This is a genomic window from Mesorhizobium sp. M0119, assembly GCF_040322615.1.
Taxonomy (GTDB): Bacteria; Pseudomonadota; Alphaproteobacteria; order Rhizobiales; family Rhizobiaceae; genus Mesorhizobium.
Genome location: NZ_JAMYTU010000005.1, coordinates 87895 through 108595 on the forward strand (window position 1 = coordinate 87895; position 20701 = coordinate 108595).

26 protein-coding genes are annotated in these 20701 nt (G+C 62.0%); 14 read left to right on the forward strand and 12 right to left on the reverse strand.

The genetic code is table 11. The features are described 5' to 3' along the window. Window positions 1-21 precede the first annotated feature (21 nt). The gene (gene queF / locus NKJ40_RS06905; RefSeq protein WP_023674394.1) at window positions 22-483 is read right to left on the reverse strand and encodes a preQ(1) synthase; all 462 of its coding nucleotides are present in this window, start codon (window positions 481-483) and stop codon (window positions 22-24) included. Window positions 484-597: 114 nt separating this feature from the next. Here queF and NKJ40_RS06910 point away from each other — a divergent pair, with 114 nt between their 5' ends. After that, the gene (locus tag NKJ40_RS06910; RefSeq protein WP_352465448.1) at window positions 598-2643 is read left to right on the forward strand and encodes an oxidoreductase; all 2046 of its coding nucleotides are present in this window, start codon (window positions 598-600) and stop codon (window positions 2641-2643) included. Window positions 2644-2783: 140 nt separating this feature from the next. Here the strand turns inward: NKJ40_RS06910 and NKJ40_RS06915 are convergent, their stop codons facing one another. Continuing rightward, complete coding sequence (locus NKJ40_RS06915; protein ID WP_292656273.1) at window positions 2784-3152, reverse strand: hypothetical protein; 369 nt, start codon at window positions 3150-3152, stop codon at window positions 2784-2786. Between the two features lie 154 nt (window positions 3153-3306). Here NKJ40_RS06915 and NKJ40_RS06920 point away from each other — a divergent pair, with 154 nt between their 5' ends. Next, window positions 3307-3735, forward strand: a complete 429-nt coding sequence (locus tag NKJ40_RS06920) for a MarR family winged helix-turn-helix transcriptional regulator (protein ID WP_352465449.1) — start codon at window positions 3307-3309, stop codon at window positions 3733-3735. Between the two features lie 20 nt (window positions 3736-3755). Next, window positions 3756-3998, forward strand: coding sequence for a type II toxin-antitoxin system Phd/YefM family antitoxin (locus NKJ40_RS06925; protein WP_352465450.1), 243 nt, complete (start codon window positions 3756-3758; stop codon window positions 3996-3998). A 5-nt stretch (window positions 3999-4003) separates the two neighbouring features. Here the strand turns inward: NKJ40_RS06925 and NKJ40_RS06930 are convergent, their stop codons facing one another. Together NKJ40_RS06930 and NKJ40_RS06935 are read right to left on the reverse strand one after the other, a co-directional pair. Next, the gene (locus NKJ40_RS06930; protein ID WP_352465591.1) at window positions 4004-5398 is read right to left on the reverse strand and encodes a putative bifunctional diguanylate cyclase/phosphodiesterase; all 1395 of its coding nucleotides are present in this window, start codon (window positions 5396-5398) and stop codon (window positions 4004-4006) included. Further along, window positions 5322-6074 (reverse strand): hypothetical protein, encoded by a 753-nt coding sequence (locus NKJ40_RS06935; RefSeq protein WP_352465451.1) that lies wholly within the window; start codon window positions 6072-6074, stop codon window positions 5322-5324. The genes NKJ40_RS06930 and NKJ40_RS06935 overlap by 77 nt, the downstream gene beginning before the upstream one ends. A 265-nt stretch (window positions 6075-6339) precedes the next feature. Between NKJ40_RS06935 and NKJ40_RS06940 the strand changes: the two genes are divergently transcribed. The 3 genes from NKJ40_RS06940 to NKJ40_RS06950 all read left to right on the forward strand — a co-directional run bounded on the left by NKJ40_RS06940 (window position 6340) and on the right by NKJ40_RS06950 (window position 9497). Continuing rightward, window positions 6340-7527, forward strand: a complete 1188-nt coding sequence (locus NKJ40_RS06940; RefSeq protein ID WP_352465452.1) for a glycine C-acetyltransferase — start codon at window positions 6340-6342, stop codon at window positions 7525-7527. A gap of 257 nt (window positions 7528-7784) precedes the next feature. Further along, window positions 7785-8819 carry an L-threonine 3-dehydrogenase gene (tdh, locus tag NKJ40_RS06945; RefSeq protein ID WP_352465453.1) on the forward strand — a complete coding sequence of 345 codons (1035 nt, stop codon included), beginning with the start codon at window positions 7785-7787 and terminating at the stop codon, window positions 8817-8819. A 33-nt stretch (window positions 8820-8852) separates the two neighbouring features. Beyond that, a complete protein-coding gene (locus tag NKJ40_RS06950; protein ID WP_352465454.1) occupies window positions 8853-9497 on the forward strand; it encodes a DUF4304 domain-containing protein in 645 nt (214 codons plus the stop codon). A 9-nt stretch (window positions 9498-9506) separates the two neighbouring features. On the opposite strand, the gene NKJ40_RS06955 is transcribed toward NKJ40_RS06950, so the two are convergent. Beyond that, complete coding sequence (locus NKJ40_RS06955) at window positions 9507-9944, reverse strand: MarR family winged helix-turn-helix transcriptional regulator (protein WP_352465455.1); 438 nt, start codon at window positions 9942-9944, stop codon at window positions 9507-9509. Between the two features lie 133 nt (window positions 9945-10077). Between NKJ40_RS06955 and hmgA the strand changes: the two genes are divergently transcribed. From hmgA to NKJ40_RS06985, 6 genes are read left to right on the forward strand one after another with little or no spacing between them, the layout of a single operon-like run. Then, on the forward strand, window positions 10078-11391 hold the full coding sequence (hmgA, locus tag NKJ40_RS06960) for a homogentisate 1,2-dioxygenase (protein WP_352465456.1): 1314 nt from the start codon (window positions 10078-10080) through the stop codon (window positions 11389-11391). A 10-nt stretch (window positions 11392-11401) separates the two neighbouring features. Next, entirely contained in the window at window positions 11402-12289 is an 888-nt protein-coding gene (locus tag NKJ40_RS06965; RefSeq protein ID WP_352465457.1) for an MBL fold metallo-hydrolase, read from the forward strand. A 60-nt stretch (window positions 12290-12349) separates the two neighbouring features. Further along, a complete protein-coding gene (locus tag NKJ40_RS06970; RefSeq protein WP_352465458.1) occupies window positions 12350-13372 on the forward strand; it encodes a fumarylacetoacetate hydrolase family protein in 1023 nt (340 codons plus the stop codon). After that, on the forward strand, window positions 13369-13662 hold the full coding sequence (locus tag NKJ40_RS06975) for a hypothetical protein (RefSeq protein ID WP_352465459.1): 294 nt from the start codon (window positions 13369-13371) through the stop codon (window positions 13660-13662). The genes NKJ40_RS06970 and NKJ40_RS06975 overlap by 4 nt, the downstream gene beginning before the upstream one ends. A gap of 36 nt (window positions 13663-13698) precedes the next feature. Then, complete coding sequence (locus tag NKJ40_RS06980) at window positions 13699-13986, forward strand: hypothetical protein (protein ID WP_352465460.1); 288 nt, start codon at window positions 13699-13701, stop codon at window positions 13984-13986. A 1-nt stretch (window position 13987) separates the two neighbouring features. Beyond that, the gene (locus NKJ40_RS06985; RefSeq protein ID WP_352465461.1) at window positions 13988-14542 is read left to right on the forward strand and encodes a DinB family protein; all 555 of its coding nucleotides are present in this window, start codon (window positions 13988-13990) and stop codon (window positions 14540-14542) included. Here the strand turns inward: NKJ40_RS06985 and NKJ40_RS06990 are convergent, their stop codons facing one another. From NKJ40_RS06990 to hppD, 3 genes are all read right to left on the reverse strand, one after another. Then, on the reverse strand, window positions 14543-14920 hold the full coding sequence (locus NKJ40_RS06990; protein ID WP_352465462.1) for a type II toxin-antitoxin system VapC family toxin: 378 nt from the start codon (window positions 14918-14920) through the stop codon (window positions 14543-14545). After that, entirely contained in the window at window positions 14917-15141 is a 225-nt protein-coding gene (locus tag NKJ40_RS06995; RefSeq protein WP_023780515.1) for a type II toxin-antitoxin system Phd/YefM family antitoxin, read from the reverse strand. The genes NKJ40_RS06990 and NKJ40_RS06995 overlap by 4 nt, the downstream gene beginning before the upstream one ends. Window positions 15142-15210: 69 nt before the next feature. Next, entirely contained in the window at window positions 15211-16326 is a 1116-nt protein-coding gene (gene hppD / locus NKJ40_RS07000) for a 4-hydroxyphenylpyruvate dioxygenase (RefSeq protein WP_352465463.1), read from the reverse strand. Between the two features lie 153 nt (window positions 16327-16479). Here hppD and NKJ40_RS07005 point away from each other — a divergent pair, with 153 nt between their 5' ends. Beyond that, the gene (locus NKJ40_RS07005; protein WP_254817488.1) at window positions 16480-16947 is read left to right on the forward strand and encodes an Lrp/AsnC family transcriptional regulator; all 468 of its coding nucleotides are present in this window, start codon (window positions 16480-16482) and stop codon (window positions 16945-16947) included. Between the two features lie 13 nt (window positions 16948-16960). On the opposite strand, the gene NKJ40_RS07010 is transcribed toward NKJ40_RS07005, so the two are convergent. The 4 genes from NKJ40_RS07010 to aztA all read right to left on the reverse strand — a co-directional run bounded on the left by NKJ40_RS07010 (window position 16961) and on the right by aztA (window position 20139). After that, a complete protein-coding gene (locus NKJ40_RS07010) occupies window positions 16961-17299 on the reverse strand; it encodes a protein tyrosine phosphatase family protein (protein WP_292656312.1) in 339 nt (112 codons plus the stop codon). A gap of 186 nt (window positions 17300-17485) precedes the next feature. Further along, window positions 17486-18427 carry a zinc ABC transporter substrate-binding protein AztC gene (gene aztC, locus NKJ40_RS07015; protein ID WP_352465464.1) on the reverse strand — a complete coding sequence of 314 codons (942 nt, stop codon included), beginning with the start codon at window positions 18425-18427 and terminating at the stop codon, window positions 17486-17488. Window positions 18428-18451: 24 nt separating this feature from the next. Next, window positions 18452-19327: a zinc ABC transporter permease AztB gene (gene aztB, locus NKJ40_RS07020; protein ID WP_352465592.1), complete on the reverse strand. Its 876-nt coding sequence runs from the start codon at window positions 19325-19327 to the stop codon at window positions 18452-18454. Next, window positions 19327-20139 carry a zinc ABC transporter ATP-binding protein AztA gene (gene aztA, locus NKJ40_RS07025; RefSeq protein ID WP_352465465.1) on the reverse strand — a complete coding sequence of 271 codons (813 nt, stop codon included), beginning with the start codon at window positions 20137-20139 and terminating at the stop codon, window positions 19327-19329. Before aztA ends, aztB begins: the two co-directional genes overlap by 1 nt. Before the next feature lie 212 nt (window positions 20140-20351). Between aztA and NKJ40_RS07030 the strand changes: the two genes are divergently transcribed. After that, window positions 20352-20696, forward strand: a complete 345-nt coding sequence (locus NKJ40_RS07030) for a RidA family protein (protein WP_352465466.1) — start codon at window positions 20352-20354, stop codon at window positions 20694-20696. The last annotated feature ends 5 nt before the right edge of the window (window positions 20697-20701 follow it).

The window sequence follows — 20701 nt, forward strand, 5'->3', positions numbered from 1 at the left end:
ATTTTCCTCAGAAACTCAGGCTCACCCGCGCCCGCGATAGGGGGCGACGCCGGTGTCGGGCAGCCACACACCTTCCGGCGGTGCGCCGGTTTGCCAGAACACGTCGATCGGAATGCCGCCGCGCGGATACCAGTAGCCGCCAATGCGCAACCACAATGGCTTGGTCGCGGCGATGATGCGGCGGCCGATCATGACGGTGCATTCTTCGTGGAAGGCGCCATGGTTGCGAAACGAGGTCATGAACAGCTTGAGCGACTTCGATTCCACCAGCAGCGCATCGGGCGCGTAATCGATGACGATATGGGCGAAGTCCGGCTGGCCGGTGACCGGGCAGAGCGAAGTGAATTCCGGGCAGGTGAAGCGAACGATGGCCGGCGGGCCGTCGCCGCGCGAAAACGGCACGGTTTCCAGGACTGCCGCTTCAGGGCTCTGTGGCGCCTCGACGTTGGTGCCGAGCTGGGTGAGGTTTTTCGTATCGGTCATGAGCAGGTTCCTTGCTGCATGTCGCCCAAAACTGCGCAGCGATTTTGGGATAGCGACATGCGTAAAAACAAAAATTTGCCGCTCAATAGCACAATTTGAAACAGCAGGAAGACGATGACTAGCAACGACCCGCTCCTCCAGCCCTATCAGCTCAAGCATCTGACGCTGAAGAACCGGGTGATGTCGACCAGCCATGAGCCGGCCTATTCCGAGGACGGCATGCCAAAGGAGCGGTACCGGCTCTACCATGCCGAAAAGGCCAAGGGCGGCATGGCGCTGACCATGACCGCCGGTTCGGCGATCGTCTCGCGCGACAGCCCGGCCGCTTTTGGCAATCTGCATGTCTATGAGGACCGCATCGTGCCATGGCTCGCCGAGCTTACCGATGCCTGCCACGAGCACGATTGCAAGGTGATGATACAGATCACCCATCTCGGCCGCCGCACCGGTTGGAACAAGGCCGACTGGCTGCCGGTCCTGTCGGCTTCGCCGGTGCGCGAACCGGCGCATCGCGCCTTTCCCAAGATCATCGAGGACTGGGATATCGAGCGCATCGTCGCCGACTATGCGGCGGCCGCCCAGCGCTGCCAGGCAGCCGGTCTCGATGGCATCGAATTCGAGGCCTATGGCCACCTGATGGACGGCTTCTGGTCGCCGGCCACCAACCAGCGCGACGACGATTTCGGCGGCTCGCTCGACAACCGGCTGCGCTTCACCGGCATGGTGCTCGATGCGGTGCGTGCCGCGGTCGGCGAAAAGTTCGTCGTCGGCATCCGCATGGTCGCCGACGAGGATTTCGAGAAAGGCCTGTCGAAACAGGAAGGCGTCGAAATCGCCAGGCGGCTGGCCGGCTCCGGCAAGGTCGATTTCCTCAACATCATCCGTGGCTCGATCGAGACTGATGCCGCGCTGACAAAAGTCATTCCGGTGACCGGCATGCGGTCGTCGCCGCATCTCGACTTTGCCGGCGAGATCAGGGCGGCGACCAAATTCCCGACCTTCCATGCGGCGCGGATTTCCGACGTCGCCACCGCGCGTCACGCCATCGCCACCGGCAAGCTCGACATGGTCGGCATGACCCGCGCCCATATCGCCGACCCGCACATCGTCAAAAAAGTGATGGAGGGCCGCGAGCACGAGATCCGTCCTTGCGTCGGCGCAACCTACTGCCTCGACCGCATCTATGAGGGCGGCGAGGCGCTGTGCATCCACAATGCGGCGACAGGCCGCGAGGCTGATATCCCGCATATCATCCCGAAAACCGAGGGACCGAAGCGGAAGGTGGTCGTCGTCGGCGCCGGCGTCGGCGGGCTGGAGGCAGCGCGCGTCGCTGCCGAACGCGGGCACCAGGTGACGGTGCTGGAAGCATCGAGCCAGGCCGGCGGCCAGGTGCGGCTGGCAACGCAGAACCCGCGCCGCAAGGAATTGATCGGCATCATCGACTGGCGTCTGGCCGAACTCGACCGGCTCGCTGTCGAGATCCGCTACGATACCTGGGCGGAGAAGGACGACGTGCTGGCGCTGTCGCCCGACGTGGTGGTGATCGCCACCGGCGGCGTGCCGCAGAACCCGCCTCTGACGGCGGGCGACGATCTCGTCACTTCGAGCTGGGACATCATGGCCGGCAGCGTCAAGCCGGCCGAGAATGTACTGCTCTATGACGACAATGGCGGCCATCAAGGCATGGGTGCTGCCGAACTGATCGCCAATAGCGGCGCCAGGCTGGAGCTGGTTTCACCAGAGCGCTTCTTCGCCCCGGAAATGGGCGGCATGAACCATGTGCCCTACATGCGCGCTTTTCAGGAAAAGGGTGTCACGGTGACCATCAACACACGGCTGCGTTCGGTGCGGCGCGAGGGCAACCAGCTGATCGCCGAGCTCGCCTCCGACTTTGCCGATGGCTGGCGCGGCGAGCGGCGGGTCGACCAGGTGGTGGTCGAGCATGGCACGCTGCCGCTCGACGATCTCTATCTGGCGCTGAAGCCGCTGTCGAAGAACGCCGGCGCGATCGATTACGAAAAACTGATCAATGGCGGCGACATCTTTCCGGTGCGCAATCCGCGGAGTGGCTTCGTGCTCTTCCGCATCGGCGACGCAGTCGCCTCACGCAACATCCATGCCGCCATCTACGATGGCATCAGGTTCGGCTTGCGGATCTGAGGAATATTTTGGATTGATTGGTGGCGCGCAGCCGAACCTCCGTACGGAGAGCCACCACGGTACTTCGGTCCGGTCTGCGCGCCGCGCACGCCGCCGGCCATCGCCGGGCACCGTACGATCTTGCGATTGCGGCAGGACGTTCAAAACATCCTGGCGGTGGCCATGCAGAACACCGTGATGACCAGCAGTCCGCCGGCGATGCGCTCGCCTTTTGTCATCTTCGCGCGCAACTGGGTTTGCTTCGCCGCATCAGCGCCGGCCAGCTGCCTGCTGGCGGAACCCACCAGCGCGCCCTGAACCGCGGCGGCGATCAACGCCGTCAAGATGCCCAGCGCCAGGACTTTTTCCATGGAGCCGAAAGAGCCGTTGTGGAAGAAATACCAAAGCAGCAAACCAGTGAGGAAAACCACGCCGGCCGCGCCCATTTGCGGCCGGAAGAAACGTTCCGCCCTGATCTCCGGTTCGCGGGCAACCGCGATGGTGGTGCCGGCCCAGAACACACCCGCCATGACGTGAAGGCCGAGGACGATGATGTAGACATATTGCATGACCGCATTTCCTCTCTTGCCCACCGCTAACCGTATTGATAGATATCAAATGATTAGATGTCAACGCATAAGCGAGCCGGTTCCATAGGCTTTGCCCTTGTTCTAGTGTCGGATCATGACGCCCTTTGACCGCCCGCCGATCGGGATGAATCTCGCCCGCACCGCCAAGCTGGTCGCGCAGGCTTTCGACGCTGCCTTGGTCGAGGCCGGCGGCACGCTGCCGGTCTGGGTCACTTTGCTGTCGGTCAAATCGCGGGAGCTGGCCAACCAACGCGAGCTCGCCGGCATGATCGGTATTCGGGGCGCAACGCTGACCCACCACCTCAACGCCATGGAGACCCAAGGCCTGCTGATGCGGCGCCGCGATCCCGAGAACCGCCGGGTTCACCAGGTGGAGCTGACCCAAGCCGGAGAAGCGTTGTTCCTGAAATTGCGCACCGCCGCGTTAGCCTTCGACAAACGGCTGCGGAAGGGATTGTCCGACGACAGGCTGGCGGAGTTTGCAGTGGTGCTGGCCGCGCTGCGGGCCAATGTCGAGAGCTAGAAATTTAGCTAGGAAACGCCATGCGCGAAATTTCGCTGAAGGATGCCAGGGCTACACTCTCGGCGGTGCTAGATCAGGTCGTCGCGGGAGAACCGGCCATCATCACCCGGCGCGGCCGCAAGCAGGCGGTCATTTTGTCGTTTCAGGACTACGAAAAACTGGCGCGTGTGCCCAGCTTTGGACAATTGCTGGCAGCGTTTCCCGGCGATGAGGGTGACCTTCTGCCTCGGCTCATCAGGTCGGTTCGCAAGGCCGAACCATGACGGATCTACGCCCGGCTGCCCTGCAGCACTGTCAGCTTGGCCTTCTTGGGCGCCCGTGCCACCAACCATTCGCGCACCCTGTCCGGGGGCATCGGGAAAGCGATGGAATAGCCTTGCACCTGGTCGCAGCCGATCGCCATCAGCGAATCGAGCTCGGCTTCGGTTTCGGCGCCCTCGGCGACGATCGAGATGCCGAGACCGCGGGCCAGTTCGGTGAGGGCGCGCACGATCTTGGTGTTGCCGCCGTTCTCGTTGATGTTCTGGACGAAACGGCGGTCGATCTTCAGCCGGTCGATCTCGTTTGGATCGACATGGCTGAGCGATGCGTAGCCGGTGCCGAAATCATCGAGCTCAAGATGGATGCCGGCGGCGCGAATGTGCCGCAGCTTTGCCGCGATACCGGTCTTCTCGTCGTCGAGAATGACGGATTCGACGATCTCCAGCGATAGTTTGTGCGCTGGCAGGCCAGCCCTCTCCGGCATGTCGAACAGGAAGACTTCGAAATCTGTCTCGCGCAGCTCCGAGCCGGACACATTGACGGCGATCCGCCCGAAGCCGATGCCTGCGCGGTTCCATTCGGCTGCTTCGTCGATCGCCTTGGTAATGACGATGCGGCCGATCTCGGACATCAAGCCGCATTTTTCTGCGATTGGAATGAACTCGCTCGGCGCGATCATGCCGCGTTCGGCATGCCTCCAGCGAGCCAAAGCCTCGATGCCACTGATGGCGCCGTCCGACAGCGACACCTGCGGCTGGAAATAGACCTCGAACGCCTTCTCCGAGATGGCGACCCTGATGTCGAGCTCGAGCTGCTTTCGATTGTCGAGTTCGCGCCTCAGCTCATCGGAGAAGAACGACAAACTGCCGCCGCCCTGCTTCTTGGCTGAATAGAGCGCCAGATCGGCATGGACGAGCAGGTCCTGCGCATTGCCGGCATCGATCGGATAGACCGCAATCCCGGCACTTACGCCCGGATGGATCGTCGTTCCCCGGAAAATGATCGGCTCATTGAGTTTGGCCAGCATGCGCCTGGCGACGATATCGATGTCCTCGGTGCTGCCGGCATCGTTGAGGACGACGACGAACTCGTCGCCGCCGAGACGCACGTTGAGATCCGACGTCCGGCAGGAATCGCGCATACGCTGTGCGGCCACCACCAGCACATAATCGCCGGCGGCGTGGCCGAGCGCGTCGTTGATCTGCTTGAACCGATCGAGGTCGAACTGCACCACGGCAACCCGTTCACGCCTTCGCTGCGCGCCGTTGATGAACGTATCGAAATGGTCGGTCAGGAAGGTACGGTTGTGCAGGCCGGTCAGCCCGTCATGCACGGCAATGAAGGCCATGGAATTGCGCGCATCGACCAGCTCGCGCGTCCGGCGCAGGATGGCGTTCGACATCGGCCGGAAAATGAAAAGTGCCACCAGCAGGATGACGCCGATGGTCGAGTAGAACAATGTGCGATGAAGATCGAGGAGCCTTTCGGAGCGCTGGTCCGCGTAGGCGCTGATGTGCTGGCCGAGTGCTGCGTAGCCCGACAATGTTGCGTTGGCAACGGAAGCGTTCAGGTTGACGCGCTCCTCGCCGCCCTTGTAGCCGCCGCTGCCGGTCGTGTTGAGCCGCGATTCGAATGAAGATCAGGCGCTCGCCGTTGGCGATGAGCCCGACCGAGAAATAGTCGAGATGGTACGGCTTGGCGAAAAGCACGCTCTCGATCGATTTCGGGTCGAACCTTGCCGGCGACACCGGATCGGCGGCGGTCCGCTCGAGCAGCAGATCGTAATTCTTCTCGAACTCCACCGTCGCTTGCTTGAGCGCGGTAACCAGGGCGCGCTGTTGATCGCGCTGAGCGCTGCCTGTCGCGCCGGCAAGGAAGACGATGCGCTGCGACAGGGCTTTTTGTGTGCTGACGATATCGAGCAGCGCCTGATTGTGCCGTTGGGTCGCCATCACCTGTTGCAGCAGGATGAAAGAGGCCATGACCATGGCGGCTATGATCAGCAGAGCCAGCCAGTATCCGGATTTGATCAGGAGTATGAGCCTGCCCGAAACGGCGTGCACCGGCTGCTGCGACATTTTCTGAGGCGGCCCTCTCGCCAACGAAATCTTGTGCGACAACCTTTGGCTTCAAAGTGTTAACAGGTTTGGGACGGCAGCAGGCCGGCGGCGGCGACCGTGGCGGGAAACCCGCAAAGTGGTTATTGCAATCTTTCGCGGCGCCTCCGCATTTGAACATCGTGGCCTCTGCCGTGCCATTGCCGCCACCGGAGCGGTCGCTTTTGCGATGGATTTTTCGTCCGCGCGGCGCGACAGTCCTCATCGATCTCAACAGGGCCCGATCATGACCGAAGCATTCCTTTCCCACATCGACAGCGAGCTTGAAGGGCTGAAATCGGCAGGCCTCTATAAATCCGAGCGGGTGATAACCTCGACCCAATCGGCCGAGATCGAGGTGGGCGGCGAGAAGGTGCTGAATTTCTGCGCCAACAACTATCTCGGCCTGGCCGACAGCGCCGAACTGCGCGAGGCGGCCAAGCAGGCGCTCGACCGTTACGGCTACGGCATGGCGTCGGTGCGCTTCATCTGCGGCACGCAGGAAGAACACAAGCAGCTCGAGGCGACCATTTCTGACTTCCTCGGCATGGAGGACACCATCCTCTACGGCTCCTGCTTCGACGCCAATGGCGGCCTGTTCGAGACGCTGCTCGGCGAGGAGGATGCGGTCATCTCCGACGCGCTGAACCACGCTTCGATCATCGACGGGGTGCGGCTGTCGAAGGCGAAGCGCTTCCGCTACGCTAACAACGACATGGCCGATCTCGAAGCGCGGTTGAAAGAGGCACGCGACTGTCGGTTCCGGCTGATCGCTACCGACGGCGTGTTCTCGATGGATGGCATCATCGCCAATCTGAAGGGCGTCTGCGACCTCGCCGACAAATACGATGCAATGGTCATGGTGGACGACAGCCATGCAGTTGGTTTTGTCGGCAGGAATGGCCGCGGCTCGGCCGAACATTGCGGCGTCGAGGGCAGGGTGGACATCATCACCGGCACGCTCGGCAAGGCATTGGGTGGGGCGTCCGGCGGCTACACGTCGGGCAGGAAGCAGGTGGTCGACTGGCTGCGCCAGCGCTCGCGGCCCTATCTGTTTTCCAACACGCTGATGCCGGCGATCGCCGGCGCCTCGATCCGGGTGTTCGAACTGGTCCGCAATGGCGATGCGTTGCGTCAGCGCCTATATGCCAACGCAGCGCGGTTTCGCTCCGAGATGGGCAGGCTCGGCTTTACACTGGCCGGCGCCGACCATCCTATCATCCCGGTGATGCTGGGCGACGCGACGCTGGCGCAGGAGATGGCGGCGCGGATGCTGAAGCGCGGCATCTATGTCATCGGCTTCTCCTTCCCGGTGGTGCCGAAGGGCCAGGCGCGCATCCGCACGCAGATGTCGGCCGCCCATTCCAGCGCCGACATCGATCGTGCGGTTGAGGCGTTCGCGGCGGTTGGACGAGAGCTGGGAGTGGTGAAGTGACCAGAGATCCTGGGATGTCTTGCTGGTTCTGCGGCGACAGTATCGAAACGACTGATCGAGAGGCCGTCGAGGTCTCGGTCCGGAATCTCTGGTTAGCTGACGACGACGATGCGACGAAAACAGTATTTCTATCTGCATTCGATTTGTGCCGCCGAGCGCCTGCAGGGGAACGGCATGAAGTTTGAATTGAGTTGGTTTACTGACCCAAACTGATCTCGCATTTCGTTTCAACAAATTGCTTAGATTGAGGATTCTCGATGTCCAACATGATGAAGGCGCTGGTCAAGGCCAAGGCCGAGCCGGGCATCTGGATGGAAGAGGTGCCGGTGCCGGAGATCGGCCCCAACGACGTGCTCATCAAGGTCAGGAAGACCGCGATCTGCGGCACCGACGTCCACATCTACAATTGGGACCAGTGGGCACAAAAGACCGTGCCGGTTCCGATGGTGACCGGCCACGAATTTGTCGGAACCGTCGCCGATTTCGGCACGGCGGTGACCGAGTACAAGCTCGGCCAGCGCGTTTCCGGCGAGGGCCATATCGTCTGCGGCCATTGTCGCAACTGCCGGGCGGGCAGGGGGCATCTGTGCCGCAACACGCTTGGCGTCGGCGTCAACCGGCCGGGCGCCTTTGGCGAATACCTTGCGATCCCGCAGCACAATGTCGTGCCGATCCCCGATGACGTGCCGGACGAGATCGCGGCGATATTCGATCCCTTGGGCAATGCGGTTCACACCGCATTGTCCTTTGATCTCGTCGGCGAGGACGTGCTGGTCACCGGCGCCGGGCCGATCGGCATCATGGGTGCGCTGGTGGCGCAATGCGTCGGGGCGCGAAAAGTGGTCATCACCGATATCAACCCGGTGCGCCTGGCACTGGCGAAAAAGCTCGGCGTCCAGCATGTCGTCGACGCATCGAAGGAAAAGCTGCGCGACGTGATGCCGGCGCTCGGCATGACGGAAGGTTTTGACGTCGGGCTCGAAATGTCGGGCGCCGCGCCTGCCTTCCGCGACATGATCGACACCATGAACAATGGCGGCAAGATCGCCATTCTCGGCATTGCGCCGACCGGCTTCGAGATCGACTGGAACAAGGTGATCTTCAAGATGCTGCATCTGAAGGGCATCTACGGCCGCGAGATGTTCGAGACCTGGTACAAGATGATCGCGCTGGTGCAGGGCCCTCTCGACGTCAGCGGCCTGATCACCCACCGCATCGGCATCGATGACTATATTTCCGGCTTCGAGGCGATGAAGAGCGGCAATTCCGGCAAGGTAGTGATGGACTGGTGAGAGCCAGCTCATTGCCTTCGCTTGGGGGACAAGATGGCGGAAAATGAGCACGGACGTATCATTGCTTCGCAGGCAAAGATCGCATTGCAACCCGCTGGTTTTCGGCGGAAGGGGCGGTCACGTGTTTGGATCGCTGATCGTGGCTTCTGGCTGAGTGTAGTCGAATTTCAGCCCAGCTCTTGGTCCAAAGGCACTTACCTGAACGTGGCTGTCCACTGGCTTTGGGGTTCGCTGCCAGACACATTGACATTCGCTCGGGTTGAGCGGGTTGGCTCCTTCGTTGAGTTCCAGAGCCCAGCGCAGTTTCTCCCCTTGGTAGATCAAATGGCCAGGAAGGCAGTCGAAATCGATCAGGTTCACCGATCGATGTTCCCTTCCGTGCAGGCGGCAGCGACGATCCTCGTGAATGAATTGCAGCCGGGTGCGTACGGCGAATGGGCAGCTTTCAATGCCGGGGTGGCGGCCGGCTTGGCTGGTGATTTTGAAACAGCGAGGCGGCTGTTTGAAAGCGTTCGAAGACACGCGGCTCCGCAGGCGCAGGTGCTCCTGGCCTGCATCGATGATCCTGTAGCATTTCGAAGCCATATCAGAGGCATCATTGAAGCCGAACGCGCCTATTACGGGTTAGGAGCGTTGCCTACCGACGTAGCATCTGATTCCTGCGGCACTCGAAGCTGAGGGAGGATTTCAACCCAAGGTGAGTTTTGCCTCCAGCGCCGCTACCCCACTGACAATCGCCGCCCGCTCTTCCGCACCAAGTCTTGCCAGCAATTCCCGTTCGAAAGCCTTCGCCAGCGGCACCATTTCGCGATAGGCGGCAAGACCCGCGCTGGTCAGTGTCAGATGCTCGACACGTCGGTCCTTGTCGTCCGCCGTGCGCGTCACCCAGCGCCGCCTTTCCAGCTCCGCCACGGCACGCGAGACCTTGGTCTTGTGCATGGCCGATTGCTCGCCGAGCGCCGTCGCGGTCATCGTGCCGTGCTGTCCAAGCCCGGCCAGCGTGCGCCATTCGGGCCGGGTCAGGCCGTGACGATCCTTGTATACTCCGGCGAATTCGCGGCTGACGGCATCGGCAAGACGGTAGAGCCGGTAGGGCAGGAAGGTTTCCAGTTCGAGAATTTCCATGATTGGCCTTGATGGTGCAGGCGGATGTTCGTGTCGAAATCACCATTGATGGTTACATTTTCGATGGTTACAAACGAAACCAGTTTGGTCAATCCGGAGCTTGGACGCTCCGGGATGAATTCGGGAGGATGCTATGGCTTTTTCCTACATGCCGGGTTTCGGCAATGACTTCGAGACCGAGACTTTGCCGGGCTCGCTGCCGCAAGGGCGGAACTCGCCGCAGCGGCCGGCCTACGGCCTCTATGCCGAGCAGCTTTCCGGCTCGCCCTTCACCGCGCCGCGCGGCACGAATGAGCGCTCCTGGCTGTACCGGATAAGGCCGAGCGTCAGGCACACCGGCCGCTTCAAGGCGGCGAACTTCCCGCTTTGGAAGAGCGCGCCGAATGTCGGCGATCACGAACTCGCGCTCGGCCAATACCGCTGGAGCCCGGTGCCGATGCCTGCCGAGCCGACCGATTTCATTGCCGGCATGCGTTCCATTACGACTGCCGGCGACGTGCTCGGCCAGACCGGCATGGCGGCGCATGTCTACGTCGCCAACCGTTCGATGGTCGACGATCATTTCTTCAATGCCGATGGCGAGCTGCTGGTCGTGCCGCAGGTTGGAGCCTTGCGCTTCGTCACCGAGATGGGCGTCATCGACCTCAGGCCGGGCGAGATCGCCGTGCTGCCGCGTGGTCTGGTGTTCAAGGTCGAACTGGTGGATCCGCAAGTGCGCGGCTATGTCTGCGAGAATTACGGCGCCAAGCTGACGCTGCCGGATCGCGGCCCGATCGGCGCCAATTGCCTGGCCAATCCGCGCGATTTCAAGACGCCCTGCGCCTGGTTCGAGGACAAGGAGACACCGTGCCGGCTGATCGCGAAATGGTGTGGCCAGTTCCATGTCACCGAGATCGACCATTCGCCGCTGGATGTGGTGGCGTGGCACGGCAACTATTCGCCCTACAAGTATGATCTTGCGACCTTTTCGCCGGTCGGCGCGATTCTGTTCGACCACCCCGACCCGTCGATCTTCACCGTGCTGACCGCGCCGAGCGGCGAGGAAGGCACCGCCAATATCGATTTCGTCCTCTTCCCGCCGCGCTGGCTGGTCGCCGAAGATACGTTCCGCCCGCCCTGGTATCACCGCAACATCATGAGCGAGTTCATGGGCCTGATTCATGGTCAGTACGATGCCAAGGAAGAGGGCTTCGTGCCCGGCGGCATCAGCCTGCACAACATGATGCTGGCCCACGGACCCGATGCGTCCGGCTTCGAAAAAGCCTCGCGAGCGGAGCTGAAACCGGTCAAGCTCGCCAACACCATGGCCTTCATGTTCGAGACACGCTTTCCGCAGATGGTGACCCGCTATGGTGCCGAGCTCGAAACCCGGCAGGACAATTACATCGACTGCTGGGCCGATCTGAAGAAACGCTTCAACGGCACGCCCGAGGGCGACTGGTCTTGAGCGCCGTCGCATGACGGATCGTCTGGTGCTTCTTGGCTCGAAGGGTGGTCCGGCGCTCCGGCCGGGCGGACCGTGGCCGAGTTCGTCGCTGCTGGAGATTGGCGGCCGCACCATCGTCGTCGATTGCGGGCTGGGCGTAACGCGCGGGCTGACCGATGCCGGCGTCAGCCTGAAGGCGCTCGACCTGATCTTCATCACGCATTTGCACTCCGACCATGTGCTGGAACTCGGACCTCTCATCCACACCGCCTGGACGGCCGGCCTGGGAACAAAGGTCAGCGTGTTCGGCCCGCCTGGCACCGGCCACTGTTGGCAGCACTTCTGCCAGGCGATGGAGTTCGACATCGAGATCCGCATCGCCGATGAAGGGCGGCCCGATATCCGCGACCTGGTTTCGATCGTCGAATTTGGTGAAGGCCAGGTGGCCGAAGAGCGCGGTCTCAAAATATCGGCCTTGCGCGTCGACCACCCGCCGGTGACGGACTGCTTTGCGCTGCACTTCGAACACGCGGGGCAACGCGTCGTCTTTTCGTCCGATACGGCGTTCTTTCCGCCATTGGCGGATTTCGCCGAGGGCGCCGACATACTGGTCCACGAGGCCATGCTGGCAGAGGGCATCGACCGACTGGTTGCGAAGACCGGCAACGGTGCAAGACTGAGAGAACACCTGCTAGCCAGCCACAGCTTTGCCGAAGAGGCGGGCCGCATCGCCAGCGACGCAGGCGTCAAAAGACTGGTCCTCAACCACCTCATTCCAGCCGACGATCCGGAGATCGGCGAAGCCGACTGGATTGCCGCCGTCAGGAAAACATGGGCCGGCGACTTGACGATCGCCCACGACGGCCTTGTTGTGGGGCTGGAGCATGATCCCGAAAAATGGAAACCGGTTTTCGGATGAGATCAGGCGTAGAACAAAAAATCAAAGCGGCACCAAAGCTGCGCCAGGAGAGGAAACCGCATGAAGCTTGCCACCTTGAAGGACGGGACGCGCGACGGAAAGCTCGTCGTCGTCTCGCACGACCTGACGCGATTTACCGATGCTTCGTTCCTGGTGCGGACGCTGCAGGCCGCGCTCGACGACTGGCATCGGATCACGCCCCATCTCGCTGCGATGGCCGAGTCTCTGGAGAATAATGCAGTGCCGTCGGCCCGCTTTCACGAGCATGACGCTCTTTCGCCGCTGCCCCGCGCCTACCAATGGGCCGACGGCTCGGCCTATGTGAACCATGTCGAGCTGGTGCGGAAAGCGCGCGGCGCCGAGATGCCGGCAAGCTTCTGGACCGATCCGCTGATCTACCAGGGCGGCTCGGACGCTTTCCTCGCACCGCGCGACCCAATCCGCATGACCGACGAGACCCTTGGCATCGACATGGAAGGCGAGGTCGCCGTCATCGTCGACGACGTGCCGATGGGTGCTGGCCTCGATGAGGCGCGGGCAGCGATCCGGCTGGTCATGCTGGTCAACGACGTGACGCTGCGCGGCCTGACAGGACCCGAGCTCGCCAAGGGGTTCGGCTTCTACCAGTCGAAACCGTCATCGGCTTTTTCGCCGGTTGCGGTAACGCCGGACGAACTGGGCGATGCCTGGGACGGCGGCAAGGTCAGCCTGCCGCTGCTGGTCGATCTCAACGGCAAGCCGTTCGGCCGGGCGAACGCCGGCATCGACATGACCTTCGACTTTCCGGCGTTGATTGTTCATGCCGCAAAAACGCGGCCGCTGGCTGCCGGCACCATTGTCGGTTCGGGCACCGTCTCCAACAAGCTCGACGGCGGGCCGGGCAAGCCCGTCTCGGTGGGCGGCGCCGGCTATTCCTGCATCGCCGAGTTGCGTATGATCGAGACCATCGAAGCCGGCGAACCGAAAACGCCGTTCCTGCGCTTTGGCGATACCGTGCGCATCGAGATGAAGGACAGGGGCGGGCATTCGATCTTCGGCGCCATCGAGCAGAAGGTCGAGAAATACGAGGGGGCAAGAGAATGACGGGCGAGACATTCTATCTGCTGTGCGGTGTCTGGGCCCTTGCCATGCTGGCGATCTTCATCCTGGCGATCCGCCTGAGCTATCGCATCGAGGCGCGCTCGCCCGGCCTGACCAACCGCAGCGGCTTTCCGCGTAAGGCGATGATGTTTCACACCGTCACCAACACAAACGTCGCAGGCGACGAGGAAACGCAAGCCATGCGGCGGCGCATGATCGGGCTGCTGCTGATTGTTCTCGCTGGATTCTTGCTAATGTGGGCAGGCTTGTCTTTGGTCCGAACACCGGCGTGATCTAGCTCAATCGTTCCTAACGCTGGTGGACCCAAGATGCCTTACACCGCTACTTACCTTTGGTTTGTGGGAATTTCTGGTATCGCTGCTGCCTGGCTTTTGATTTCAGCCATCCGGCTCTGCCGTCAGGTCGAGGATCGATCTGAAAGACTGCGAAACTTCAGTAGCGTGGCGCATCGGCCGAAGCTTGCTAACGTCGCTATGAACCGGGATGTTGCGAGCGATGTTGAAACGCAAGCGCTGCGCCGCGGTATGATCGCTCGTCTGCTAGCCATAGGTGCTATTGGTATCGCTGTGAATTTGATTGCCTGGGCTGGTGTGTAACATGGACCTGCTGAACCATTTCCGCCGCATGGCAGCTAACAATCTGTGGTCCAACGACCGGCTCTATCGTGCCGTGCTGCAGCTTCAGCCTGGTGAATTCGAAGCCGAGCGAACCAGCTTCTTTCCGTCGATCAAGGCAACGCTGAACCACATTCTGGCGGTCGATCACCTCTATCTCGACTTTCTCGAAGAGGGCGGCGTCGGCGCCACCGCTTACGATGAGTTCTTGCTCTTCGACGAAGCGGACGCGCTCTTTGGCAAGCGGACGGAGGCCGACCGGCGGCTGATCGCTTTTTGCGACCGCTTGTCGGCGGACGATATCGAGCGCCGCGTCGTCACCGACCGGCGCGAGGACGGCATGATACCGGAACGGATCGGCGACCTGCTCGCCCATCTCTTCATCCACGACATCCATCATCGCGGCCAGGTGCACGCGATGCTGTCCGGCACCTCGGTGAAACCGCCGCAACTCGACGAGTTCTTCCTCGATTACGATGTGAAGTTGAGGAAAGCCGAAGTCGAGCGGCTCGGCTTGCGAGACCAAATGCTTGGCTAATCATGCCAAAGCCACATCGTAACTGGCGAAATGCGGGTCGGATGTAAGGATGGTGAGATTCTCCATTTGCGCCTGCGCAATCAGAAGTCTGTCGAACGGATCACCATGGTGGCGGGGTAGGCTGCCGACGGCGTTTGCGTGCTGGAAGGTTACGGCGAGCGGCTGAAATTGCATCTTTGGAAGCAGCGTCGGCAGGTCGTCCGGCGCATCGAGTTTTCTGATCGAACGTTTGATGGCAATTTCCCAGACGCTTGCCGCGCTCGCGAACACCACCGCTTCCGACGCCAGAATAGCGCGGTGGTGCTCGGTGAGACGTCGATCGTCCGAAATCGACCAGAGGATGATGTGTGTGTCGGCGAGAAACGGGCCGACAGTCATTTCACGTACTCATCCCACTCGGGACCGAGTTCATCAAAATCGTCCGCAATCCAGATCTTGCCCTTCAATGCGCCGATACGCGGCAGGGGTTCGGCCACTGCCGGAGGTACAATACGCGCCGCCACCTTGCCGTGGCGTGTGAGCACGATCTCCTCGCCGGCTTCCGCGCGGCTGACGAGTTCCGACAATTTGGCCTTGGCTTCGGCAATGGAAACATTCATGACTCGATCCTTTATGACCAGAATTTAGGTCATAACTGATCAAACCACAAGCCACCTCGGCCGAGCTGGCTACGCTGCCTTGCCGTCCACCTTCAGCACGCCGCGCTTGATCTGGTCCTGCTCGATCGACTCGAACAAGGCGCGGAAATTGCCCTCGCCAAAGCCTTCGTCGCCCTTCCTCTGGATGAACTCGAAGAAGATCGGGCCGATCACGGTCCTGGAAAAGATCTGCAGCAGGATCTTGGTCGTGCCGCCGTCGACCACGCCTTCGCCGTCGATCAGGATGCCGTGCTTCTTCATGCGCTCGATCGGCTCTTCGTGGCCGTTCACGCGGGCATAAGACATGTCGTAATAGGTCTCCGGCGGTCCCGGCATGAACTTCAGGCCGTTGGCGGCCAGCCTATCGGTGGCGCCGTAAATATCGTCGGTGCCGACGGCGATGTGCTGGATGCCCTCGCCATTGTACTTTTTCAGATATTCGGCGATCTGGCTGGTCTCGTCCTTGGACTCGTTCAGCGGGATGCGGATTTTGCCGCAGGGCGAGGTGATGGCGCGGCTGACCAGGCCGGTGATCTTGCCGTCGATGTCGAAGAAATGGATCTGCTTGAAGCCGAACAGGTCGCGGTAGAAATCCCACCACTTGTCCATCTGGCCGCGATAGACATTGTGGGTGAGGTGGTCCAGATAGTAGAAGCCGACGCCTTCAGGCTTGGGATCGCGCTCGCCCAGCCAGTCGAACTCGGCGTCGTAAGCCGAGCCCTTCTCGCCGTAGGTTTCGATGAAATAGAGCACCGAGCCGCCGATGCCGACGATCGCCGGCACATCGAGCGTCTTGTCGGCGCCTTCATAGGGCGTCGCGCCCTTGGCTACCGCGTGATCGAAGGCATGCCTGGCATCGACCACACGCCAGGCCATCGAGGCCGCGCAAGGGCCGTGCCTATCGACGAATTTCATCGCATGCGAGCCCGGCTCGGCATTGACGACATAGTTGATGTCGCCCTGCCGCCAGACGGTGATGTCCTTGCTGCGGTGCTTGGCCACCGGCACATAACCCATGCGGGTGAACAGCTCGGCGAGCTTTTCCGGCTCGGCATGCGCGAATTCGACGAATTCGAAGCCGTCGGTACCGGCGGGATTGGTTTTGCTGATCTTGGCGGGCGGTGCGTCGTGCGGGAAGGGACCCATGGCATTGCTCCGAAATCTGGCCCGAAATCTGGCATTGGCCGCGTCGGCCATATCTGAGCGCAATTATAGCGCGGAGCGAGTGCAAATTGCTTGCATTCAAACGCTTGAAATGGTCTGGTCATGCGCGAGTTGTGCATTGCGGAGCCGAAATTCATGGATGAGGCGCGCATCGACCAGTTTGACCGCAAGATAATGGCTCTGCTGCAGGGCGATGCACGGCTGACCAACAACGATTTGTCGGAACGGGTGAACCTGTCAGCGTCGCAATGCTCGCGCCGTCGCCAGCGGCTCGAGGAGGACGGTTATATCAAGGGCTACCGGGCGGTGCTCGACCGCGACAAGCTCGGCTTTTCCCTGGTCAACGTCATTTCGGTGACGCTCGCCACCCACAACCGCGACAATGCGCGGCGTTTCGGCGAATTGGTGGCGCGGCTACCGCAAGTGCAGGAAGCGCACGCGCTGACCGGCGAGATGGACTACATCCTGAAGGTGGTGACGCCCGACCTGAAATCGCTGTCGGAATTCGTGAATAGCGTGCTTCTCCCGCACGAATCCGTGCAGCATGTGAAGACGGCGATCGTATTAGAGACGCTGAAGGAAACCGGCGCGCTGCCGATCTGAGGAGCGCGAACGTTCACCCCTTCTGCTGCTGGATCAGCCCATACAGATTGGTGCAGCGGGCACCGGAACGGCAATAGGCGAAGACCGGCCCTTCGAGTTCGTCGAGCGCCTCGGCCTGGTCATCGACATTCTCGGCCGTGATCTGGCCGCTGATGACAGGGATGTAGCGGAAGGCGAGCCCGGCGCCCTCGACCGCCGCCTTGACGGTGTCGGCCGATGGCTGGCCGGGCTGCTCGTCGTCCGGCCGGTTGCAGATCACGCTCTTGAAGCCGGCGGCCTTGATGGTCGCGACATCCTCGGGCTGGATCTGGCCGGAGACCGAATAGTCCTCGCTGATCTGACGGTATTCCATGGCTTGGGTCCTCGCAATCTGGTTAGCGGCAGTCTTGCCACTCCCTGACCCGGTCGGCAATCCGCGCGAAAAGAAATCCATCCGCGCAGATAGAGATTTCGATGCCAGAAATCCAGCCGGGCTAACGCCGCACGTCGCCAGGACGCATCATGCGCCAGCCCGGCTGGATGAACCGGATCGGTCGGCTCAGCTGCCGAGGATCGCGCCTTTGATCTGGGCGATGTTGTTGTGCATCAGGTCGATATAGGTCGCGGCCGGGCCGTCGGGCTGCGACAGCGCATCGGAATAGAGCGTGCCGCCCACCTTGATGCCGGTCTCGCTGGCGATCTGCTCGATCAGCCGCGGATTGGTGATGTTCTCGACGAAGATCGCCGCCGCCTTGTCCTGCTTCACCTGGCTGACCAGCTTGGCCACGTCAGCAGCGGAGGGCTCCGACTCGGTCGACACGCCTTCCGGGGCCAGGAACGTCAAACCGTAGGCCTTTTCGAAATAGCCGAAGGCGTCATGCGAGGTGATGACGACGCGCTTCTCTTGCGGGATCGACTGGATCGCTGCCTGCACTTCGCCTTCGAGCGCATCGAGCTTTTGCGTATAGGCGGCTGCATTGGCCTTGTAGCTGTCGCAGCCCGCAGCGTCGGCCGTGCAGAAGGCGTCGGCGATGTTCTTCACATAGATCTTGGCATTGGCGATCGACTGGAAGGCATGCGGATCGGTGACCGTCTTGCCGCCATCGGTTTCCGCGCCTTCGGCGGCATCGGCCTCGGCGAATTCGGGTTTGAAATTGATCGGCGTGACCCCCTTGGTCAGCACGGCAATCGAAGCCTTGGTGGCGCTGGCGTCGACCAGGCGCTGCAGAAAACCTTCGAAATGCAGGCCGTTGACCAGCACGATGTCGGCCTTGGCCATCGCCACGGCATCAGCCGGGCTCGGCTCGTAGACATGGGCGTCGCCGTCCGGCCCGACGATGGTGGTCAGATCGATCCGGTCGCCACCGACGTTCTTGGCGAAATCGGCGATGATGGTGAAGCTGGCGACCACTTTCAACGGCTCAGCAAAGGCCGAAGATGAGCCAAAGGCGGTTAATGTTATAACGCTCACTGCCAAAGCGGCGCGGATCGATTTCAGCATGGACTAAGTTCTCCTTTGTTGGGATCAGGCAGTTCTGTGGCGGTGATGGACGATGCGGGCGCGCAGGATGCCGCGCGTGCCGAACAGGATGGAAGCGAAATAGACGACGCCGGCGGACAGGATGATGGCCGGGCCGGAGGGCAGCGACGCATGGTAGGACAACAGCAGCCCGGCAATGCAGGAGGCAAAGCCGATTACTGTGGCCAGCACGCACATCGGCTCGACGCGCGAGGTCCAGAAACGCGCCGCCGCCGCCGGCAGCATCATCAGCCCGACCGACAGCAAGGTGCCGAGCGCCTGGAAGCCGCCGACGAGATTGAGCACGACAAGGCCGAGAAAGATGAAATGCACCGGGCTGCCCATCCGGCTGACCGACCGCAGGAACAAGGGGTCGAGGCATTCGGCGACCAGCGCCCGCCAGAAGATAGTGAGGCTGGCCAGCGTCACCACGACGATGCCGCCGATCAGCGCCAGCGCCTCGTTGTTGAGCGCCAGCACGGTGCCGAACAGCACATGCATGAGATCGACGCTGGAGCCGCGGATCGACACCATAAGCACGCCAATGGCCAGCGAAATCAGATAGAAGGCCGCCATCGAGGCGTCCTCGCGCTGGATGGTGAAGCGCGAGACGGCGCCGGCACCGAGCGCCACGATGATGCCGGCGATCAGCCCGCCGATCGTCATCGGCAGGATTTCCAGGCCATAGAACAGGAAGCCGGCGGCAGCACCCGGCAGGATGGCATGCGCCATCGCGTCGCCGGACAGGCTCATGCGCCGCAGCATCAGGAACACGCCGACCGGGCAGGCGCCGAGCGACAGCATCATCGAACCGGCGAGCGCCCGCTGCATGAAGGCGTAGTCGGCGAAAGGAGCGACGAACAGACCGTAAAGCACGTCCATCATGCCGCCCTCGGCCCGGAGCCGTGATGATGGTCGTGGTCGTGCAAGTGCTCGTGGCCACTGTGCTCGTGATCATGCTCGCCGGGCTCACACCACGGCGCGTTGTCCTCCCAGGCTTCGTGGAAGCGGCGCGCACGCAACAGATTCTCCGGCCGGAGCGTCTCCCTGGTCTCGCCCCAGGCGACCGGCTGGCGCGCCAGCAGCAGTGTTTCGGGGAAATTCTGCCGCACCACGTCGAGATCATGGACGACCACCATGATGGTGCGCTCCTCGCCATGCCAGCGTTTGATCAGCGCGATCAGGTCGCCGACGGTCTTCGTGTCGACCGCGTTGAACGGCTCGTCGAGCAGGATGAGCTCGGCATCCTGCAACAGCACGCGGGTAAACAGGGTGCGCTGCAGCTGGCCGCCCGACAACGTGTCGATCGGCCGCTTCTCGAAACCGCCGAGGCCGACGGCCATCAGCGCCTTGCTGACCGAGTCGCGATCTTCCCTTGTATAGCGGCCGAGCATCCCGCGCCGCGGCCATAAGCCAAGCGAAACCAGGTCGACGACCCGGGCCGGAAAGGAGCGGTCCAGTTCCGATTGCTGCGGCAGATAGGCGGCACGCACGCCCGGCGCCCGGATCACCGCGCCGGCCATCGGCTTCAGGACGCCAACGATGCCCTTCATCAGCGTCGACTTGCCGGAGCCGTTGGCGCCGACGACCGCCGTCAACGATCCCTTGCGGATCGTACCATCGAGGTGGTGGATCGCCGGGTGGCTGTTGTAGCCCAGCGTCAGGTCGCGGAAGGTCAGGCAGGTTTGGCTCATGTGACGATCCATGGGGCGACGATCGGTGCTACAGGGGCGGATTCGATATGTGATGTTATTACATTAGTCAACAAGCCAATCGGGCGGAATTGCGGCCGGGCCGTCATGTTGTGTGCTTTGGCTTGGCTCAAGAAGTTCCGCTCGAGCGACCTTGCTCCCGGCGAACCCGGCCCCTAAACAGGCGCAGCTGACAAGAGGAGAAGGAATATCCAATGAGCATTCGTCGCATCGATGTGGGCCCGCGCATGAGCCAGATCGTCATCCACGGCAACACCGTCTATCTGGCCGGTCAGGTCGGCAAGCCGGGCGGAAACGTCGGCGCCCAGACAAGGGACATTCTGGCGGCGATCGACGAATTGCTGGCCAAGGCCGGCACCGACAAGAGCAAGATCCTGCAGGCGATCATCTGGCTGGCCGACATGAGCACCTTCGCCGAGATGAACGCGGAGTGGGACAAGTGGATACCGCAGGGCAACACGCCGGCCCGCGCCACCGGCGAAGCCAAGCTTGCCGGACCGGAATATCTGGTCGAGATTATTGTTACCGCGGCGATTTGAGAATG

What these genes read in the sequence shown, in the direction of transcription:
- queF (WP_023674394.1), bottom strand. Translation starts at nt 483, where the DNA reads ATGACCGATACGAAAAACCTCACCCAGCTCGGCACCAACGTCGAGGCG.
- NKJ40_RS06910 (WP_352465448.1), top strand. Translation starts at nt 598, where the DNA reads ATGACTAGCAACGACCCGCTCCTCCAGCCCTATCAGCTCAAGCATCTG.
- NKJ40_RS06915 (WP_292656273.1), bottom strand. Translation starts at nt 3,152, where the DNA reads ATGGCGGGTGTGTTCTGGGCCGGCACCACCATCGCGGTTGCCCGCGAA.
- NKJ40_RS06920 (WP_352465449.1), top strand. Translation starts at nt 3,307, where the DNA reads ATGACGCCCTTTGACCGCCCGCCGATCGGGATGAATCTCGCCCGCACC.
- NKJ40_RS06925 (WP_352465450.1), top strand. Translation starts at nt 3,756, where the DNA reads ATGCGCGAAATTTCGCTGAAGGATGCCAGGGCTACACTCTCGGCGGTG.
- NKJ40_RS06930 (WP_352465591.1), bottom strand. Translation starts at nt 5,398, where the DNA reads ATGTCGAACGCCATCCTGCGCCGGACGCGCGAGCTGGTCGATGCGCGC.
- NKJ40_RS06935 (WP_352465451.1), bottom strand. Translation starts at nt 6,074, where the DNA reads ATGTCGCAGCAGCCGGTGCACGCCGTTTCGGGCAGGCTCATACTCCTG.
- NKJ40_RS06940 (WP_352465452.1), top strand. Translation starts at nt 6,340, where the DNA reads ATGACCGAAGCATTCCTTTCCCACATCGACAGCGAGCTTGAAGGGCTG.
- tdh (WP_352465453.1), top strand. Translation starts at nt 7,785, where the DNA reads ATGTCCAACATGATGAAGGCGCTGGTCAAGGCCAAGGCCGAGCCGGGC.
- NKJ40_RS06950 (WP_352465454.1), top strand. Translation starts at nt 8,853, where the DNA reads ATGGCGGAAAATGAGCACGGACGTATCATTGCTTCGCAGGCAAAGATC.
- NKJ40_RS06955 (WP_352465455.1), bottom strand. Translation starts at nt 9,944, where the DNA reads ATGGAAATTCTCGAACTGGAAACCTTCCTGCCCTACCGGCTCTACCGT.
- hmgA (WP_352465456.1), top strand. Translation starts at nt 10,078, where the DNA reads ATGGCTTTTTCCTACATGCCGGGTTTCGGCAATGACTTCGAGACCGAG.
- NKJ40_RS06965 (WP_352465457.1), top strand. Translation starts at nt 11,402, where the DNA reads ATGACGGATCGTCTGGTGCTTCTTGGCTCGAAGGGTGGTCCGGCGCTC.
- NKJ40_RS06970 (WP_352465458.1), top strand. Translation starts at nt 12,350, where the DNA reads ATGAAGCTTGCCACCTTGAAGGACGGGACGCGCGACGGAAAGCTCGTC.
- NKJ40_RS06975 (WP_352465459.1), top strand. Translation starts at nt 13,369, where the DNA reads ATGACGGGCGAGACATTCTATCTGCTGTGCGGTGTCTGGGCCCTTGCC.
- NKJ40_RS06980 (WP_352465460.1), top strand. Translation starts at nt 13,699, where the DNA reads ATGCCTTACACCGCTACTTACCTTTGGTTTGTGGGAATTTCTGGTATC.
- NKJ40_RS06985 (WP_352465461.1), top strand. Translation starts at nt 13,988, where the DNA reads ATGGACCTGCTGAACCATTTCCGCCGCATGGCAGCTAACAATCTGTGG.
- NKJ40_RS06990 (WP_352465462.1), bottom strand. Translation starts at nt 14,920, where the DNA reads ATGACTGTCGGCCCGTTTCTCGCCGACACACACATCATCCTCTGGTCG.
- NKJ40_RS06995 (WP_023780515.1), bottom strand. Translation starts at nt 15,141, where the DNA reads ATGAATGTTTCCATTGCCGAAGCCAAGGCCAAATTGTCGGAACTCGTC.
- hppD (WP_352465463.1), bottom strand. Translation starts at nt 16,326, where the DNA reads ATGGGTCCCTTCCCGCACGACGCACCGCCCGCCAAGATCAGCAAAACC.
- NKJ40_RS07005 (WP_254817488.1), top strand. Translation starts at nt 16,480, where the DNA reads ATGGATGAGGCGCGCATCGACCAGTTTGACCGCAAGATAATGGCTCTG.
- NKJ40_RS07010 (WP_292656312.1), bottom strand. Translation starts at nt 17,299, where the DNA reads ATGGAATACCGTCAGATCAGCGAGGACTATTCGGTCTCCGGCCAGATC.
- aztC (WP_352465464.1), bottom strand. Translation starts at nt 18,427, where the DNA reads ATGCTGAAATCGATCCGCGCCGCTTTGGCAGTGAGCGTTATAACATTA.
- aztB (WP_352465592.1), bottom strand. Translation starts at nt 19,327, where the DNA reads ATGGACGTGCTTTACGGTCTGTTCGTCGCTCCTTTCGCCGACTACGCC.
- aztA (WP_352465465.1), bottom strand. Translation starts at nt 20,139, where the DNA reads ATGAGCCAAACCTGCCTGACCTTCCGCGACCTGACGCTGGGCTACAAC.
- NKJ40_RS07030 (WP_352465466.1), top strand. Translation starts at nt 20,352, where the DNA reads ATGAGCATTCGTCGCATCGATGTGGGCCCGCGCATGAGCCAGATCGTC.